This window comes from Reinekea forsetii, assembly GCF_002795845.1.
Classification (GTDB): Bacteria; Pseudomonadota; Gammaproteobacteria; order Pseudomonadales; family Natronospirillaceae; genus Reinekea; species Reinekea forsetii.
In genome coordinates, this window is sequence record NZ_CP011797.1 from 3,329,936 (window position 1) to 3,346,860 (window position 16,925).

Below are 16,925 nucleotides of genomic sequence, written 5' to 3' on the forward strand. Positions count from 1 at the left end.
ATGACCCCTATTACGCGCGACCAATTCGACGATGTTATGATGCCCAACTATGCACCCGGCAAAATCATTCCGGTGCGTGGCGCTGGCTCACACGTCTGGGATCAGGCCGGCCGAGAGTATGTCGATTTCGCCGGTGGCATCGCAGTCAATGTTTTGGGCCATGCCCATCCCGCCCTAGTCGAGGCACTGACCACCCAGGGCCAGGCACTGTGGCATCTATCCAACGTTATGACCAATGAGCCGGCCATCGAACTCGCACGGAAATTGACCGAACTGACCTTCGCCGACAAGGTGTTTTTCTGCAGCAGCGGTGCCGAAGCCAATGAGGCCGCGTTAAAACTCGCTCGTCGCCATGCCTTTGTGCATTTCGGTCCAGACAAGCATGAAATTATTTCGACCCTGGGTTCGTTCCACGGTCGCACCCTCTTTACTGTGTCCGTCGGCGGGCAGGCAAAATACAAGGAAGGCTTTGAGCCCACCCCTGGCGGCATCAGCCACGTTCCGTTCAATGACCTTGAAGCCCTGCGCGGACAAATTTCGGCGCGTACCGCCGCGGTGATACTCGAGCCGATCCAGGGCGAGGGCGGTGTTACTCCGGCCACTCAGGCTTACCTGGAAGGTGCCCGTCAACTTTGTGACGAACACAATGCGTTGTTAATTTTCGATGAAGTTCAGTGCGGCGTCGGCCGTACCGGTAAGATGTATGCCTACCAACAGTTTGGTGTCATACCGGATATCCTATCGTCGGCCAAGGCATTGGGCGGGGGCTTCCCAATCGGGGCCATGCTCTGCACCGATGCCGTGGCACCGAGCTTGGCGTTTGGCACGCACGGTTCAACCTATGGCGGCAACCCGCTCGCCTGTGCCGTGTCCCTGGCCGTTTTGGACGAATTGACCAAACCGAGTGTCTTAGACAACGTCACGCACAAAGCCGAACGTTTCCGCGCCGGACTCGCAGCCATTAACGCGCAATTCGGTCTCTTTCAGGAAGTACGCGGCATGGGCCTACTGATTGGTATCGAACTGACCCCGCAATGGCACGGTCGAGCCAAAGACATAGTCGGCGCGGCGTTAGAGGAAGGCTTGATGATGCTCGTGGCCGGGCCAAATGTACTGCGTTTTGCCCCCTCGCTGATTATTCCAGATGCCGACATCGATAAGGGTCTGGCGCATTTGACAGCAGCCATTGCGAATCTAACCGGTCACTGATGCGCCGCTTAAGCTGAGTTATTTTGGCATTATTGCCCTGACCCATTGTAGATCCCGTAAGGGATCTTGTTATCTATAAGGAACGATCATGCTGTTGGTGCGACCCTCGACCTTTAGCGATTTGGCCGGTATCGAACGGCTACTCGACGATACCGACGCCCGTGTTACCACTTTACCGAAAGAGCGGGATAAGCTGTCAGAAAAAATCAGCGAATCGGACGATGGTTTTCGCGGTGATACAGATGGGGAAGGCCCGTCTTCCTTTTTGTTTGTACTGCAAGATACAGACAGCAACGAATTGTATGGCACCTCGGGTATAGACGCCGAAGCAGGCTGCGGTTATCCGTTTTTCAATTACCGTCTCGATGAAATCGTACATGCCTCACATCACCTAAATATCAGCTCCAAGGTGCCGGTCCTTTTCTTGTCCCATGAGTTGACCGGCCGGACGCTGTTGCGCTCCTTTACCATCGATCCGGCGCTGACAAAATCTGACGGCTTTGATCTGCTGTCGCGTGCGCGTTTAATGTATATTGCCGCCAACAGCGATCGTTTTCATCAGGAGGTAATCGCAGAAATACAGGGCATCTTCGACGAGAAGGGTGCTTGCCCTTTTTGGGATGCGGTCGGGCGGAAATTTTTCGATATGGATTTTTTAACCGCCGATTATTACTGTTCAATGAAATCCAAAACCTTTATGTCCGAATTGATTCCGCAACATCCGGTCTATGTGCCCCTGTTGCCACCCGAAGCCTCGGCGACCATTGGCCAGAATCACCCCGCGGCCAACCGCACTTGTCAGTTGCTGTATCGTGAGGGCTTTCATAGGTCCAAGTTTATCGATCCGTTCGATGGTGGTCCGGTTTTAAAAGCGCAGTTGCGTTATACCCATACTATTAGCAACATCCGTTTTAAGACGGCGCGCCCGTCCGATGTGGTCGGCGGGATGAAATATCTAATCAGTAACCAATCCAATCAAGACTTTCGTTGTGTTATCGGCACCCTAGTCGACGGCATCGGCGATTCCATTCGCATCTCCCTGGATGTGGCCGATGCACTCAATGTCCAAGCCGGCGACGACATCGCTTACTCGCCGTTATAAGGAGCCGCCCAGTGTATATTCGACCTATTCAGCGAACCGATCTGGACAGCCTGTGTTTGATGGCCAAGCATTCCGGAGTCGGTGTCACATCCTTGCCCGACAACCGTCAAAAGATGGCGGCCAAACTTGACCAGGCCTTGGCGTCATTCGAAAAAAGTCTACCGCTAACCGAGCGGGTGTATCTATTTGCCCTGGTCGATGAGAGCACTGAAGAGCTGGCCGGCATCTGCGCCCTAGAGTCGAGCATTGGCCATGGTGATGTCTGGTATAACTATCATGTCGGCAAATCAGTCCATGCCTCGCGCGAAATCGGCGTGCACAAGATAACCCAGACACTGTATCTGAGTAATGACCTGACCGGTTGTTCGGAAATTGCCACCCTGTTTTTAATGCCCAATTTTCGCAACAATCAAAACGGTCATTTATTGAGTCGCAGTCGCTATCTCTTTTTGGCTGAGTTTCCAGAATTATTTGGTGACGAGATCATTGCCGAGATGCGCGGTTACAGCGACGAAGACGGCAACTCTCCATTTTGGGAAAGCCTCGGTCGTCATTTTTTTCAGATGGAATTTTCTGATGCCGATTATCTAACCGGCCTTGGCAACAAAGTTTTTATCGCCGAACTGATGCCGAAGTTTCCGATCCACGTGCCCATGTTAACGGCAGAAGCCCAAGCCGTGATCGGAAGAGTTCACCCCCAAACAGAGCCGGCCTTGGCCATGCTGAAATCTGAAGGATTTGAGTTTAACCACTATATCGATATTTTTGATGGCGGCCCCAGCGTCGGCACCAAGATCAAAAATATTCGCGCCGTGCGCGAGAGCAAAACCTACCAAGTTGGCATTTCGGATCAAACCCCGGCACCGGATTTTGGCGTCAAACACGGTCTACTGATGGTCAGCAACCGTCAGTTGGGTGAATATCGAGTCTTGTTGGTCGACCAAGGTGCTGCCGGTGACGATACCCTATGGCTGAAACCCGCCCAGGCCAAAATTCTGCATGTCCGCGCAGGCGACACCGTCCGCGCCGTGTCTTTGCGTCCCAAGGAGTTATGAAGATGACAGACAAAAGTCTTTTAATCGACGGCCACTGGATTCAGGGCCAAGGCGAGCATTTTGAATCCCTCAACCCGGTCACCCAAGCCTCGGTCTGGCACGGCAACGCGGCCAGTGGCGCCGATGTCGATGCGGCCATTGGGGCAGCACGTCAGGCGTTCCGCAGTTGGCAACATACCAATCTGGAGGCGCGCGTGGCGATCTGCCGCCGCTTCGCCGCCTTACTCACAGAGCAGCAAGAACGGCTGGCCTTTATCATCGGCAGCGAAACTGGCAAGCCGCTGTGGGAGTCGCGCACGGAAGTCGGGGCGATGATTGGTAAGATCGACATCTCGATCACCGCCTATCAGGAACGAACCGGCACCAAAGTTACCGCCCTGCCCGATGGTGAGGCAGTGCTGCGGCATCGACCGCACGGCGTGGTGGCCGTGTTCGGGCCCTATAATTTCCCCGGCCACCTGCCCAATGGTCATATAGTCCCGGCCCTGATCGCCGGCAATTGCGTGGTCTTTAAGCCGAGCGAGCAAGCGCCAAAAATGGCGCAAGAAACCGCCAAGCTTTGGCAGCAAGCGGGTCTGCCCGCCGGTGTGCTCAATCTGTTACAGGGTGCCGCTCCGACCGGCATCGCCTTGGCCAATCACGACGGTCTAGACGGCCTGTTTTTTACCGGTTCCTCCTTGACCGGCGAGCGCATCCATCAACAGTATGGCGGCCAAACCGGCAAAATTCTGGCTCTAGAGATGGGCGGCAACAATGCCCTGATTGTCGATGAGGACATCGATGAAGCTGGCGCCCTGCACCATATTCTGTTCTCTGCCTTCGTCTCGGCCGGGCAGCGTTGCACCTGCGCTCGCCGGCTGATGATCGCCAATGGCGCGCAAGGCGATGCCTTCCTAGAAAAACTGATCGATGCCACATTAAAACTGGCTGTAGGACATTTTGATGCCGACGAACAACCCTATATGGGCTCGGTGGTGTCCTTGCACGCCGCCGAGCAACTGCTCGCGGCGCAGCAGCATCTGGTCGCTCAAGGCGGTCATATCCTGCTCGAAATGACCGCGCTTGAACCAGGCACCGCTCTGCTCTCACCGGGCATCATCGACCTGACCGATGCCCACGATGTGCCCGATACCGAATACTTTGGACCGCTGCTGTCGGTCTATCGGTACGATAGCTTTGCTGAGGCCATCGAGCTGGCCAATTCAACTCGTTACGGCCTGTCCGCTGGTCTCTTGTCGAATTCGCGTGAGCGCTATGACCTATTTCTACGCGAAATTCGTGCCGGCATCGTCAACTGGAACAAACCCACCACCGGGGCCAGTTCGGCAGCACCGTTCGGCGGTGTCGGCGCCTCGGGCAATCACCGCGCCAGTGCCTATTATGCGGCCGATTACTGCGCCTACCCGGTAGCCTCAATGGAAAGCCCTGACATGTCGGCGCCGGCGACCCTCTCGCCCGGCATGAACCTATGAACGCGTTTGAAATGAACTTCGATGGACTGGTCGGGCCGACCCACAATTACGCCGGCCTGTCGTATGGCAATATCGCGTCCCAGTCTAATGCCACCGGGATTTCCAACCCCAAGGAAGCGGCCAAGCAGGGTTTGCTGAAAATGAAGGCCTTAGCCGATATGGGTTATCGACAGGGTCTTTTGTTGCCCCATGAGCGACCGGCCATCGGTTCATTAAGGGCCTTGGGTTACCAGGGCAGCGATGCCGCTGTTGTGCGCCAGGTCGGGCGCGACAATCCTACCCTGCTCAGTGCTGTGTCATCGGGCTCGTGCATGTGGACGGCCAATGCCGGCACCATCTCGCCGAGCGCCGACACCGCCGATGGCCGGGTGCACTTCACCGCCGCAAACCTCAATGCCAAGTTCCATCGTTCGATCGAACATCCCACCACGTCGCGTATGTTGCAGGCCATATTTCACGATTCGCGCCACTTCGCGCACCACCCGGCCTTACCGGCGATCGCCAGTTTTGGCGATGAGGGCGCGGCCAACCACACGCGTTTTTGCGCCGAATACGGTGCGCCCGGCGTTGAACTGTTTGTCTACGGCAAGGAGGCCTTTAACGAGACCCGCCCGGCGCCGGTCAAGTTCCCTGCACGCCAAACGCTCGAGGCCAGTCAGGCCGTGGCGCGCTTGCATGGCCTGGGTGACGCTCAATGCGTCTTCGCTCAACAGCGTCCTGAAACCATCGATGCAGGGGTGTTTCACAATGATGTCATTGCCGTGGGCAATGGCAATGTGCTGTTTTATCACGAAACCGCCTTTGTCGATACCGCCCAGGTATTGGCCGAACTCGACGCCAAGCTGATCGGCGCCAAGCTGATCTCGGTCTGTGTGCCCAGCGCCGAGGTTAGCCTGCACGATGCTGTACGCTCGTACCTCTTTAACAGCCAGCTGCTGACGCAGTCCGATGGCAGCATGACGCTAATTGTCCCGGCGGAGTGTCGTTCAATAACCAGCGTGGCAGATTATTTGACGCGCTTGTTGGCCGACCCGGCCAATCCGATTCAAACCGTTCAGGTGTTTGACCTGAAGCAGTCGATGAATAATGGCGGCGGACCCGCCTGTTTGCGCCTGCGCGTGGCGCTTACAGAGGCCGAGTATCAGGCCATTCATCCGGGCGTTATTATCACACCGACCCTCTATCAACAACTCAACAGCTGGGTCGACCGACACTACCGAGATCGCCTAGTCTGCGCCGATCTGGCCGATCCATTGCTGATCACGGAAAGCCGCACGGCCCTTGATGAATTAACCCGCCTAACGGGTCTGGGCAGTATTTACTCCTTTCAACGCTAAGGCTTTAGGCCCTCATCACTAGGCCGCGAGGGTCCTATGATGCGGCCTTAAACCGCTTCGTCTGGGGCACACAGCCCCTCCTGCCCACGCTCAGATTCCACTGATGCGACAAAAATTCTCACCGACTAAATTAAATGAGCAGCTTTAAATTTCGATTAGGCGCTTTGGCATATTTCTAACTACACTTCAGTTGATGATGAGTAATCTGCAACTGCATCCAAGTCTTCACCTCCAGCAGACCAGCCTACTCTATAGTTGAAGGGGTCTTTCTTGAGTAACCAACTGACACTGCCCCACTTTGGCAAATGGTCTATTTTGTCCCTCCTAGCTGGATTACTTATTACCGCTTTAACGGTTAATGAAGTAAACAAACGCAATGAACAACTCATAGTCGAGGCCTTGGATAGCATTGCCCTGGACGCCATCGAGCAGATGAGAGGCCGTATCAATCTCTATCAGTATGGCCTGACCGCGGCCCGCGGCGCGATCCTGATGGTCGGCAGCGAAAATCTGAAGCGTGATTTGTTTCGCACCTTTATCAATTCGCGCGCGGTCGACACTGAGTTTCCCGGTGCCCGCGGTTTCGGTTTTATCCAACGCGTTAGCCAGGCCGACCTGCCAGACTTTGTTGCCTTTGCCCAAGCCGACGGTTGGCCGGACTATACCCTCAAGGAACTGAGCCCCAATCGGGCCGAACGGTTTATGATTCTGTATATCGAGCCGGTTGAACGCAACGTTCAGGCCGTGGGTCTGGATATTGGCTCGGAAAAACACCGCCGCGCAGCCGCGCAGGGCGCGATCGATACCGGCCTAGCGCAACTGACCTCGCCCATCACCCTGGTCCAGGCCAGTGGTCAGTCACAGCAATCGTTCCTGTTTTTGCTGCCGGTTTTTGCTCAGGGGGTGACGCCGGTCACCCGGGCAGAACGCAATGCTTTGGCCATCGGCTGGACCTACAATGCGCTGTTGATGGATGAGGTTTTGGCCGACCTGGATTTAACTACTGACCATATTCACTTGGAGCTGTTTGATGTCACCGATCCCAATCATCGGGTACAATTTTATAATAATGACCGCAGCGCCACTCAGGATTTGCATCGCCGTACGTCCACTCACCCAATGTTTGGCCGCAGCTGGGAGGCTCAATTTTCGGTGCAACCGGGCTTTATCGACGCCCTAACGTTAACCAATGTTGGCCAGATTGCCATTCTCGGCCTGATCATAAGCCTGCTGGCCACCGGCCTGGTTATGTCCACCCAGGCCTCGCGCAGAAACAAACAGCTGTTGATTGATCAACAGAGTCGCTTGGCCGCCATCGTTGAAAGCTCGGAAGACGCAATTATCAGCAACAACGATCAGGGCGTCATCACCAGCTGGAACAATGGCGCCCAACGCATATTCGGCTTCACCGCAAGCGAGGCGATCGGTCAGAATGTCGTTGCGCTGATTGTGCCGGCGCCTTTGCAGGCGGACGAGACGGCGCAGGGAAAGAAGGTGCAAGCCAACGAGGCCGTGCCAGTCTATGAAACCCATTATCAAGCTAAGTCGGCACCCTATCCCATGCCGGTTGCCGTCACCCTATCTGCGTTGATCGATAGCCAAGGTCTAGCACAGGGGGTGTCACGCACCATTCGGGATATTTCCGGTCAAAAGGCGGCTGAGGCGGCTATCGTGGAACTCAACATCCGTCTTGAAAGCCAAATATTGGAACGGACTGAAGCGCTGGCCGAACTCAATACCCTATTTGTCAACGTACTCAGGGCCTCGTCCGAGGTGGCTATTATCGCCACCGACCTAAACGGCCTGGTAACCGTATTTAACAGTGGTGCCGAACGACTTTTGACCTACAAACCCGGTGATGTGATCGGGCAATTGAGCCCACTGGTGTTTCACAGCCAGGCCGAAATCGACCGGCACGCAGACGAAATTTGGCACCACTTTAACGAGCGGGTGAGCGGATTTAATACCCTGGTGTTCAAAGCCAAACGCTTCGGCTCGGAAACGCATCACTGGACCTATATTGCGTGCGATGGCGCCCAAGTGCCTGTTTCTGTAGCGGTCACCGGTATCTTCAATGAAACCGAAGAGCTTGTCGGTTATCTCTGTATCGCAACGGATATCTCGCGCCAACTCGAGCATGAGCGGGATATTCTGGCGGCCCGAGACCAGCTCGAAATGGCGGCTAGCATTGCCAACCTGGGCATCTGGACATGGACCTTGGCCGACGATGGCCTGCAATGGAACGACTTCATGTATAGCCTCTACTATGACCGGCCAAAAAGCGACAAAAACGCGAGTCTGGACTTCGACCATTGGCAAAAATGCATCCACCCAGATGATCTTGAGCCAACGTCGAGCAGCCTGGCGGCGGCCATAAGCGGGACCGGACATTATGATCTGGTATTCCGCATCATCCTACCCGATGGGCGGATCCGATTCGTCCAAGCCGGTGCGCGAGTGGAACGAAACTCCAGTGGCGAGGCGATCCGAGTCACGGGCTTCAACCTCGATGTCACCTCGCAACGGGAACTGGAGGCCGTGTTGCGCAGCGCCAAAGAACAGTCGGACGCCGCCAGTGCCGCCAAATCGACCTTTTTAGCCAACATGAGTCATGAAATTCGCACGCCAATGAATGCGGTACTGGGCATGTTGCATTTGGTGCAGCAGAGCGATCTGACGGTCCACCAGCAAGACTATATCGCCAAGGCCCAGAAGGCGTCGAAATCATTGCTCGGGTTGCTCAATGACATACTCGACTATTCTAAAATCGAAGCCGGCAAGCTGGAGTTGGATCCCCATTCCTTTGCAATTGAAGAACTGATGCAAGATCTTGCGATTGTCCTATCCGGCACTCAGGGCAATAGCGATGTCGAACTGCTCTTCGATTTGGACCCCAAATTGCCCAAACATGTCTTTGCTGACAAGTTACGGTTGAAACAGGTTCTGATCAATCTCGCGACCAATGCCCTGAAGTTCACCCGCCAGGGAGAGGTCGTGGTGCAGATCAAGGAGCAGTCCCGCACCGCCCAAGAGTCCACCATTGCGATCAGCATTCGCGATACCGGGATCGGCATCAGTCCGGAACAGATTGAGCGTATTTTTGAAGGCTTTGTGCAGGCTGAGAATTCTACCACCCGACGCTATGGCGGCACCGGACTGGGTTTGGTGATCACTAAAAATCTCGTCACGATGATGGGAGGCGAACTCCTTGTCGACAGTATGCCGGATCGGGGTAGCTGCTTCTATTTTGGGCTAACGATGCCCGTTGTGACCCTTGTATCGGCCGATGACCGTTGGCAGTTTCCAGACCAGTCGTTAAACCTTTTGATCGTCGACGATAACCGGATTGCGCGCGAAATAATGACCGCAGCGGTCACGTCATTGGGCTGGTGGCCAACGGCGGTCGAATCGGCTCAGGATGTCCTGGATAGGTTCCAGCCAGGCTCCGGCCTCGATACCAATTTTGATGTCATGTTATTGGACTGGCGTATGCCCAACCTAGATGGCGGAGCCTTAATCAAGGCGTTGTTGGCCTTGCCGGACAATATCACCGTTCCGAAAATTGTCGTGGTTACCGCGCATGGTGAAGACTTGACCGAAACCGACATCGGCTTCATGCAGCCACCCATGATCGGCTACCTGACCAAGCCGGTCACCCCACAGCAAATCAAGGTGGCCATCTATAAGGGCCTCCCCAAACTGGGCCAACGGCCCCGCGCGGAGACGGCCCCTGTCGTTGTGGCTCAAAAACGTCTCGAGCATCTCAAGCTGTTGGTCGTTGAGGATAATGAATTGAATCGTCAGGTTGCTCAAGAGCTGCTAGCCATGGAAGGTGCCCAGGTTGATTTAGCCGAAGGCGGTATCGTCGGCGTCGCCACCGTGTTGGCCGGCCAAGTGGCTTACGATTTAGTTTTGATGGATTTGCAGATGCCCGATATAGACGGTTTGGAGGCCACGCGCCGGATTCGCAGCCACGGCGCCTTCCGCGATCTACCGATCCTGGCGATGACCGCCAATGTATCGGCAGAGGATCGATTAGCCTGCGCGGCGGCCGGTATGAACGGTCATCTCGGCAAACCGATCGACATCGATAGGGTCGTCGCCAGTATCATCCAAGCTCTGGCCGGTGCCAATCAGCCCAGTAAAATCGATGCAGATGCGATAGTGGCCTCCCCGGCGGATTCGCCTATCATCGAAAAAATCGAAAGTATCATGAAACGCTTTGGCGACAATATGCCGTTATTTATCAGCCTGCTGCCGACCTTCAATGACGTCTCAGCTAAATTGATCAGCGACCTTGAGCGGGCCATTGCACATCAGGACCCAAGCGCGGCCGCTGCGGCCTTGCACACCCTGAAGGGCAGCGGCGCCAACATGGGTGCCTCAGCGTTCCTAAAAAAGATTCGAGACGCCGAAGCGTTACTCAAGGCGGCGCCTTATGAGCCCCTAGTCAAGGCCCTGCCAAGCAATTTAGCGCAACAGTTGCGCCAGATATTGACCCAAAGCAGTGCGTTGCTGCAACAGGCGACCGCCGAAAAAGCACCATTGGCAACGCCGATGCTGACCGGAACTGCCCTGCCTTCTGCGGATTTTAAAGCCGCATTGGTTGAACTAAAGGCGCAGCTGGCTATTGGCAGCCTAACGGCGCTGACGCTATTTGATCAATTACCTCTAGAGTCGTTACCGCGTGGTTTGAGTCAGCATAAGATGCTCGGCTTAAAACCGTTGTTGATCGAACTGAATTATCCCGCGGCAATTCGCACGCTAGACGAACTGTTGGTGGGCCTCTGATGATAGAGACCTTGTTTAAGGGCCTGTCAACCCAGACGGCCAAACCTAGGTTATTGATCGTCGACGATCAACCGATCAATATTCATGTGATCAATGAAATATTCAAACAGGATATGGATGTATTGATGGCCACCAATGGCCCTAGCGCGATCGAGCTGTGTAAAAGTCAGACACCGGATCTGGTGCTATTGGACGTCATGATGCCTGGCATGACCGGCTACGATGTCTGCCGAGCCCTTAAGGCGGAGGCCTCAACTCAGGACATTCCGGTTATTTTTCTAACCTCTTTAGCCGAAGAACGCGATGAAATCTTCGGCTTCCAACTGGGTGCCGTTGATTTTATCAACAAGCCGATCAGCCCTATCGTTGTCAAATCGCGAGTCGACACCCAGCTGCGGCTAAAGCTGCAATCGGATCAGTTGCGTTCAATCGGCCTAACCGACGGCATGACCGGTATAGCGAACCGCCGGAGATTCGATGAAACACTCGACCAGCAATGGCGTGCCTGTGAACGAGACCGGGCAGCCCTGTCGCTTATTATTCTCGATGTCGATTTTTTTAAGGACTATAACGACCACTGTGGTCACCTGATGGGTGATCAATGTCTAAAGGCTATCGCTCAGGCGCTGGCGGTAACGGTCCGCCGTCCCACAGATTTGCTCGCCCGCTTCGGAGGCGAAGAATTCGCCTGCATCTTGCCTAGGACCGACGGTGCCGGTGCGCTTAATCGTGCGCAACAATTGCTCAAGGTCGTATGCGATCTTAAGATTGAACACCTGACTTCAAGGGTCAGCCCGGTGGTGACCATCAGCGCGGGCGCGGCAACATTAACACCGGATCGTTTTAAGACCGTGTTTGAACTGATTAGCCTCGCCGACAAGGCCCTATATCGGGCTAAGGAGGGGGGTCGCAACCAGGTACAGGTCATAATAGGGCCAGAGCCACCTGAAACTTAAACCCGGGCGGCGCCCGGAATCTCGAGGGAGCCGCAATGCCTTTCTATTGTGGCAGGGTCTCCCTATACTCAAGGCTCAACTTAAAATAAAAAGAGCCCATGATATGAATCGAACCTATCAACGAGGCTGGGGTTCTTGGTGGCTATCGGCCGTTCTCTTTGGTACCACCTTGCTCGGTGCCGGCTTATATTACCAAGCGCACCAAAACCTTAGCCAACTGCAGGATAGTGAGGCCATCAGCCAGACTGAATTGGCCGGACTGGAGCAACAGAACAGTGATTTGGCCGGCCAAATTGCTCAGCTCACCGAGCAGTTCGATCAACTTACGCGAGACAATGCCCGGCTGAGCAGCACTGAACAACAACTCAATCGCACCGCCAGCCAGACCACTCGACTCAACCAGTCCTTAGGTGACCAGATCGGTGCGCTTAAGAATTCGATTCGAGGAATGTCCGATCAAATAACACAACAGAAAGCCTTAGCCGCCACAGCTCGTGCGGAAAACTTAGATGCCGCGGCACTGGCCGAATCCGAGCAGGCCGATCTGCGGGCCCTAGTGACTCAAGCCCAGGCTAGGCAGGCAGAACTTGAGACCCAGCTCGCCGAGGCCAACATTGCACTGGCCGGAGTACAAGAAGAGTTACTCGAAGCGCGCGCTCAACAGGCGAATACGCAGGCCCAGCTGGTTCAAACTCAGGCCCGTTTAACGAGCCAAAGCGCACAATATCAGACCGCTCAGGCGGAGCTAACTCTGTTAAAGGATGAGTTGAACAAGGCCGCCACCACCGCCGAACTCTTTCAAGCCGCGCGCCAACAATTGGCGTTAAAACAGGCTGAGAATGAAACTTACAGTGAAACCATTGCGCGTCTGCAGACCGAAATGTCCGCCGAAGCCGATGCCATGAATAAGCTGGAGGCCAAGCTGCAATCTCAGTTAGCCCAGTTGAACCAGGAAAAAGAACAGCTGGTCACCCAACTGGAAGATGGCACCACCGCCATTAAACTGCCTGAAAGCATCTTATTTGCCTCCGGCTCGGCCGAGTTAAACGCCGAGGGGCGCCAGGCGCTGGGCCTGCTTGCAGAGGCGTTGCAGAGCTTCCCCAACTATTTGATCAGCATTCAGGGCCATACCGACAGCCGCGGCATCGCGCCGAGCACCCTGCAACAGTATCCATCGAACTGGGAACTCTCTTCAGCCCGGGCGGCCATCGCCGTGCGTGAACTGATTGGGCAAAAAATTCCAGCAGGCCAGCTGCAGGCCGTCGGTTTTGCCGCTACCCGTCCCCTAGTGGCCGAAACGAGTCGTCCAACACGGCAACAGAATCGCCGCATAGAAGTGATACTGCTGCCCAACCAGTTTAAGACCAAGCTCTTAGAACCGCGCTAACCACGCAGCGGCTGGGGCCAGGATTTTGAGCACAGATAACACAAAGGGTCGACATCTTTGCGGATGCCGACCCTTTTTTATAAGCGTCTGTTTTATGGTCGCTCGATGCCTAGGTTATAGGCCCGGCGGTGTTGCTTCCAGATAGGGTGGGCAGCTGTCCGCCCAGGTCTCCGCTATATAGCAGCCGTTGGCATCCCGAAACAGATTTCCCGTTTGCGATCCGGCACCGTCGTTGAAGATTAGATTGGCGCTGGCGCTGCCCAAGTTAAACTCAAAACCGAACCAGCCGTCACCCAAGTCGGTCATCGGCACACCGGGCCAACCCTCGGTCGGGGTAGTTAGGGCCTCCCAAAAGTAGATATTGGCGCCGGCCCAGGCCGCTGGCTTCTGAAACACCACCTGCAAACCGGGGGCCGGGTTGTCGATATAGTCGGAGCTCACGGTCAGGCTCTCGTCGAAATGATAGGCGAAGCTATAGTTGGCGGCGTGCTCCGCCGTCAACAGGCTGCTGACGCCGGTGGCGACTAGCGCTTCGGCCACGTCCAAATCGGCGACACCATCCCCGACCAAACGCTGCCAGCTGGCATCCTGATTGCTCAGTTTGAACTGATAATCGCCTACGGCTAAGTCCAGCGTGGCACTGTAGTGGTTAGCACCCATATAGATCAGCGGATCATCGTTGCTCCAATCGTTCAGGCTACCGGTCAGATAGAGGGTTTCACCGACTGGACCGACGTCCTGGTCAATAAAGTGCAGAATCACCGGTTGGCCATCCAGTTCGGTCGACACCAGATAAAAGTTGTAAAAACCCTTATTCGGGAAGTACTGGGTCAGGTTGCCTGGATTTGACCCGAGTACTAGGCCATTTGCGCCCACTTGCCCGCCAATATTGACCGGACTCCAGTTGCTATCGGCATACTTAAATTCGACATCACCCTGGTCCACCACCCGAGACAGCTTGTAGGTTTGGTTGCCCACATAGGCCATCGGGTCGGCGCCCCAACTGTTAAGGCCGCCGCGGACATTCAGATCGAGTCCGTAGGGTGCAACAGCGGCCGGGTCGAGCGGCAATTCGATTGCGCTGCCACCACTGTCGTTGTCGTTCTGGTCGAGCTCACCCTGATTGTTTAGATAGATATGAGCTTCGAGCGTGCCGTCGCCAACTTCGCTCGACAGGGCAACTATTTCAGAGCGAGTAATGTGTACCGGTTGATCGATCGCAAAGACGTCGCCATCCTGATCGACAAAGGTTAACAGCTGGCTGGAATCGGTATCATCCCAGGCAAAGCTAAAGACACCATTGTCGGCGCTGATGGGCCCCTGCAAACCACCATTGTGGTCGGCTACATAGAGCAGATCTCGCTGATTGCCATTCTCATAGTCAACTTCCACTATGGCCGGTACGCGTGAATCAATCACCATATCGAGGCTGTGGCTGATGCCCTTGCCGGTGCCCGTGGTCAGGGTAGCGCGCACGGTGACGGCGGTGCCATCGGCCAGATCGCCGGACTGCCAGAACAGTCGGTAGGGCGCGGTGGTATCGACCGCGAGCGGTTTAAAGCTCAGGCCGCCATCGGTCGACAACTCGAAGGTGGCGACATAGGTCGGCAATACGCCCGGCTCTTTGTCCAGTTCCAGCGTCAGATCAACCCGCCCGGAAACAGCCGAACCGTCAGGTACACCCACCAGGCTGAAATCGGTTTTTTTGGATTTTTTGGCCGGACTGGTGGCTCGATAGATGGCAAATGTCAGCGGCTCTATCTCGATACTAATGTTGCCGGCACGGTCACGCTTCAACTTCTCATCGCCGACGATGGGCAGATAGGTATTGGCGGTTGCGGCCAGTTCGAGACTGCGACTTGTGGTATCGCCATTGAAGACCACCAGATATTCGCGGTTATCGCTGTCGACGCGCGCAAAGGCATAGAGACCGCCGTCACTCTCACTGTAGCGATTCACATGCACGCCTCGACGCAGCGCAGGATGCAATTTATAGATGTAGGAATAGGCGGCAATGGCCTGATACAGAGGGTGTTCAGGATCAAAGTTCGCGTCGGCCGTGGTTGCGTCGGTACCAATCAGGACATTGTCGTTATAAACGTCCACCAGCGAGGGGAACATGTCCTCACGGGCATCCTTGTCGCCGCCATCCCCGGTAAAGCCCTGTTCATCACCATAGTAGATCACCGGGATACCGCGGGCAAAGAACATGATGGCATTGAACAGTTTGGCACGGGCCAATTTTTCCTCGTCGCTGGCCGTCGGGTTGGCATTTTGAATAAACATGCCGATGCGACCCATATCGTGATTACCACCGAAATTCATCAGCACCGAGGCGTCGCTGTCGGCATCGGTATAAACATCGTCCTGCGCAAACAGGCCGGCCAGATTGCTGGATCCACCCTGCCCGGCGAATACCGAGCTGGCTGCACCCTGAATACCGAAGTCGAGCACCGAAGGTAGGGTACCGATGGTGGTAAATTGGCTCAGCACCTGCGGGTTGCCCTCATAGACCTCACCAAACATAAAGAAATTGGGAATGCCTTCGGCGTGGGCGTGGGCCAGAAGCGCCGGGGAAAATTCTTGCCAGAATTCAATGTCGACATGTTTGACCGTATCGATGCGGAAACCATCGGGCTTAAATTCGCTGACTATATCTTTAAAGATATCAATCATGCCCTGCACAACAGCCGGTTGCCGGGTATCCAAGTCATCCAGACCGAAGAAGTCACCATAGATGGAATTCTCACCGGAAAAGGTGGTGTCGCCCTGGTTGTTATAGTATTGCGGATCGTTTAACCAGGCCGGTGACTTAACGTTCTCTTGGCCGGCCGGTAAGAAAGGCGTGTAACCCATACCCGCAGCCTTATCGGCCAGCGACACATAGGTGCACGGCGAGCCATTCGAGCTGCCATCGGGTTCATGACACTCCTCGTACTTGATGACATCGGCGGTGTGGTTGGTAATGATGTCAAAATAGACTTTCATATTGCGATCGTGGGCGGCATCGATTAACGACTGCAGATCGGCATTGGAGCCCAGATGGGGGTCAATCTTGGTGAAATCCAAGGTCCAGTAGCCGTGATAGGCTGAGCTATCACCCTGAATGGTTTGGTTCTTTAAAATCGGCGTCATCCAGATGGCGGTGATGCCCAAGCCTTGAAGGTAGTCGAGCTGACCTTCCAGGCCCTGCATATCACCACCGTGATACATGCCCTTGTCATACGGATCAAAGCCATGGTCTAGCCGGTCACCCGAGATACCGCCGGTATCGTTGGTGAGGTCGCCATTATCGAAGCGATCGGGCATGACAAAATAGAACACATCATCGCGCACATCGCGCTCTAGGTAGGGGTCCTCCGGCAAGCACCCGGTGAGGGATATCGCTGAGGTGGCCAATAGGGCCGCCAACAAGGGTTGTACTGGTATTTTCATTAGGGTTACTCCGCTATGTTTTTTTTACTTATTCACTGCGAAGCCTGATCCTTCAAACGAGACTGCATTCCTTCGCGAAAGTAAGGCTGGATGGGAAAGTATATTCCGATCAATGTGGCACGACGAGTTGACGAATGGGGTTGAAAGATGGAAATGGATGGAGTGTGGAAAAATATTACTA

Annotated in this window: 9 protein-coding genes; 8 read left to right on the forward strand and 1 reads right to left on the reverse strand. The window is 55.0% G+C overall.

What is annotated here, in order from left to right:
• The 8 genes from REIFOR_RS15260 (at position 1) to REIFOR_RS15295 (ending at position 13,309) form a co-directional block, all read left to right on the forward strand.
• On the forward strand, positions 1 to 1,209 hold the full coding sequence (locus REIFOR_RS15260) for an aspartate aminotransferase family protein (protein WP_100258378.1): 1,209 nt from the start codon (positions 1 to 3) through the stop codon (positions 1,207 to 1,209).
• An 88-nt stretch (positions 1,210 to 1,297) separates the two neighbouring features.
• On the forward strand, positions 1,298 to 2,311 hold the full coding sequence (locus tag REIFOR_RS15265; RefSeq protein WP_100258379.1) for an arginine N-succinyltransferase: 1,014 nt from the start codon (positions 1,298 to 1,300) through the stop codon (positions 2,309 to 2,311).
• An 11-nt stretch (positions 2,312 to 2,322) separates the two neighbouring features.
• A complete protein-coding gene (gene astA, locus REIFOR_RS15270; RefSeq protein ID WP_100258380.1) occupies positions 2,323 to 3,366 on the forward strand; it encodes an arginine N-succinyltransferase in 1,044 nt (347 codons plus the stop codon).
• A gap of 2 nt (positions 3,367 to 3,368) precedes the next feature.
• A complete protein-coding gene (gene astD, locus REIFOR_RS15275; protein ID WP_100258381.1) occupies positions 3,369 to 4,838 on the forward strand; it encodes a succinylglutamate-semialdehyde dehydrogenase in 1,470 nt (489 codons plus the stop codon).
• Entirely contained in the window at positions 4,835 to 6,175 is a 1,341-nt protein-coding gene (gene astB / locus REIFOR_RS15280; RefSeq protein ID WP_100258382.1) for an N-succinylarginine dihydrolase, read from the forward strand. Before astD ends, astB begins: the two co-directional genes overlap by 4 nt.
• A gap of 270 nt (positions 6,176 to 6,445) precedes the next feature.
• A complete protein-coding gene (locus REIFOR_RS15285; RefSeq protein WP_100258383.1) occupies positions 6,446 to 10,966 on the forward strand; it encodes a CHASE domain-containing protein in 4,521 nt (1,506 codons plus the stop codon).
• Positions 10,966 to 11,922 carry a diguanylate cyclase gene (locus REIFOR_RS15290; RefSeq protein WP_100258384.1) on the forward strand — a complete coding sequence of 319 codons (957 nt, stop codon included), beginning with the start codon at positions 10,966 to 10,968 and terminating at the stop codon, positions 11,920 to 11,922. Before REIFOR_RS15285 ends, REIFOR_RS15290 begins: the two co-directional genes overlap by 1 nt.
• A 103-nt stretch (positions 11,923 to 12,025) precedes the next feature.
• Positions 12,026 to 13,309: an OmpA family protein gene (locus REIFOR_RS15295; protein WP_100258385.1), complete on the forward strand. Its 1,284-nt coding sequence runs from the start codon at positions 12,026 to 12,028 to the stop codon at positions 13,307 to 13,309.
• A gap of 114 nt (positions 13,310 to 13,423) precedes the next feature.
• On the opposite strand, the gene REIFOR_RS15300 is transcribed toward REIFOR_RS15295, so the two are convergent.
• Positions 13,424 to 16,744: an alpha-amylase family glycosyl hydrolase gene (locus REIFOR_RS15300; protein ID WP_100258386.1), complete on the reverse strand. Its 3,321-nt coding sequence runs from the start codon at positions 16,742 to 16,744 to the stop codon at positions 13,424 to 13,426.
• Positions 16,745 to 16,925: the final 181 nt, after the last annotated feature.

Coding starts and splice junctions, on each gene's coding strand:
- REIFOR_RS15260 (WP_100258378.1), top strand. CDS start 1: ATGACCCCTATTACGCGCGACCAATTCGACGATGTTATGATGCCCAAC.
- REIFOR_RS15265 (WP_100258379.1), top strand. CDS start 1,298: ATGCTGTTGGTGCGACCCTCGACCTTTAGCGATTTGGCCGGTATCGAA.
- astD (WP_100258381.1), top strand. CDS start 3,369: ATGACAGACAAAAGTCTTTTAATCGACGGCCACTGGATTCAGGGCCAA.
- astB (WP_100258382.1), top strand. CDS start 4,835: ATGAACGCGTTTGAAATGAACTTCGATGGACTGGTCGGGCCGACCCAC.
- REIFOR_RS15290 (WP_100258384.1), top strand. CDS start 10,966: ATGATAGAGACCTTGTTTAAGGGCCTGTCAACCCAGACGGCCAAACCT.
- REIFOR_RS15295 (WP_100258385.1), top strand. CDS start 12,026: ATGAATCGAACCTATCAACGAGGCTGGGGTTCTTGGTGGCTATCGGCC.
- REIFOR_RS15300 (WP_100258386.1), bottom strand. CDS start 16,744: ATGAAAATACCAGTACAACCCTTGTTGGCGGCCCTATTGGCCACCTCA.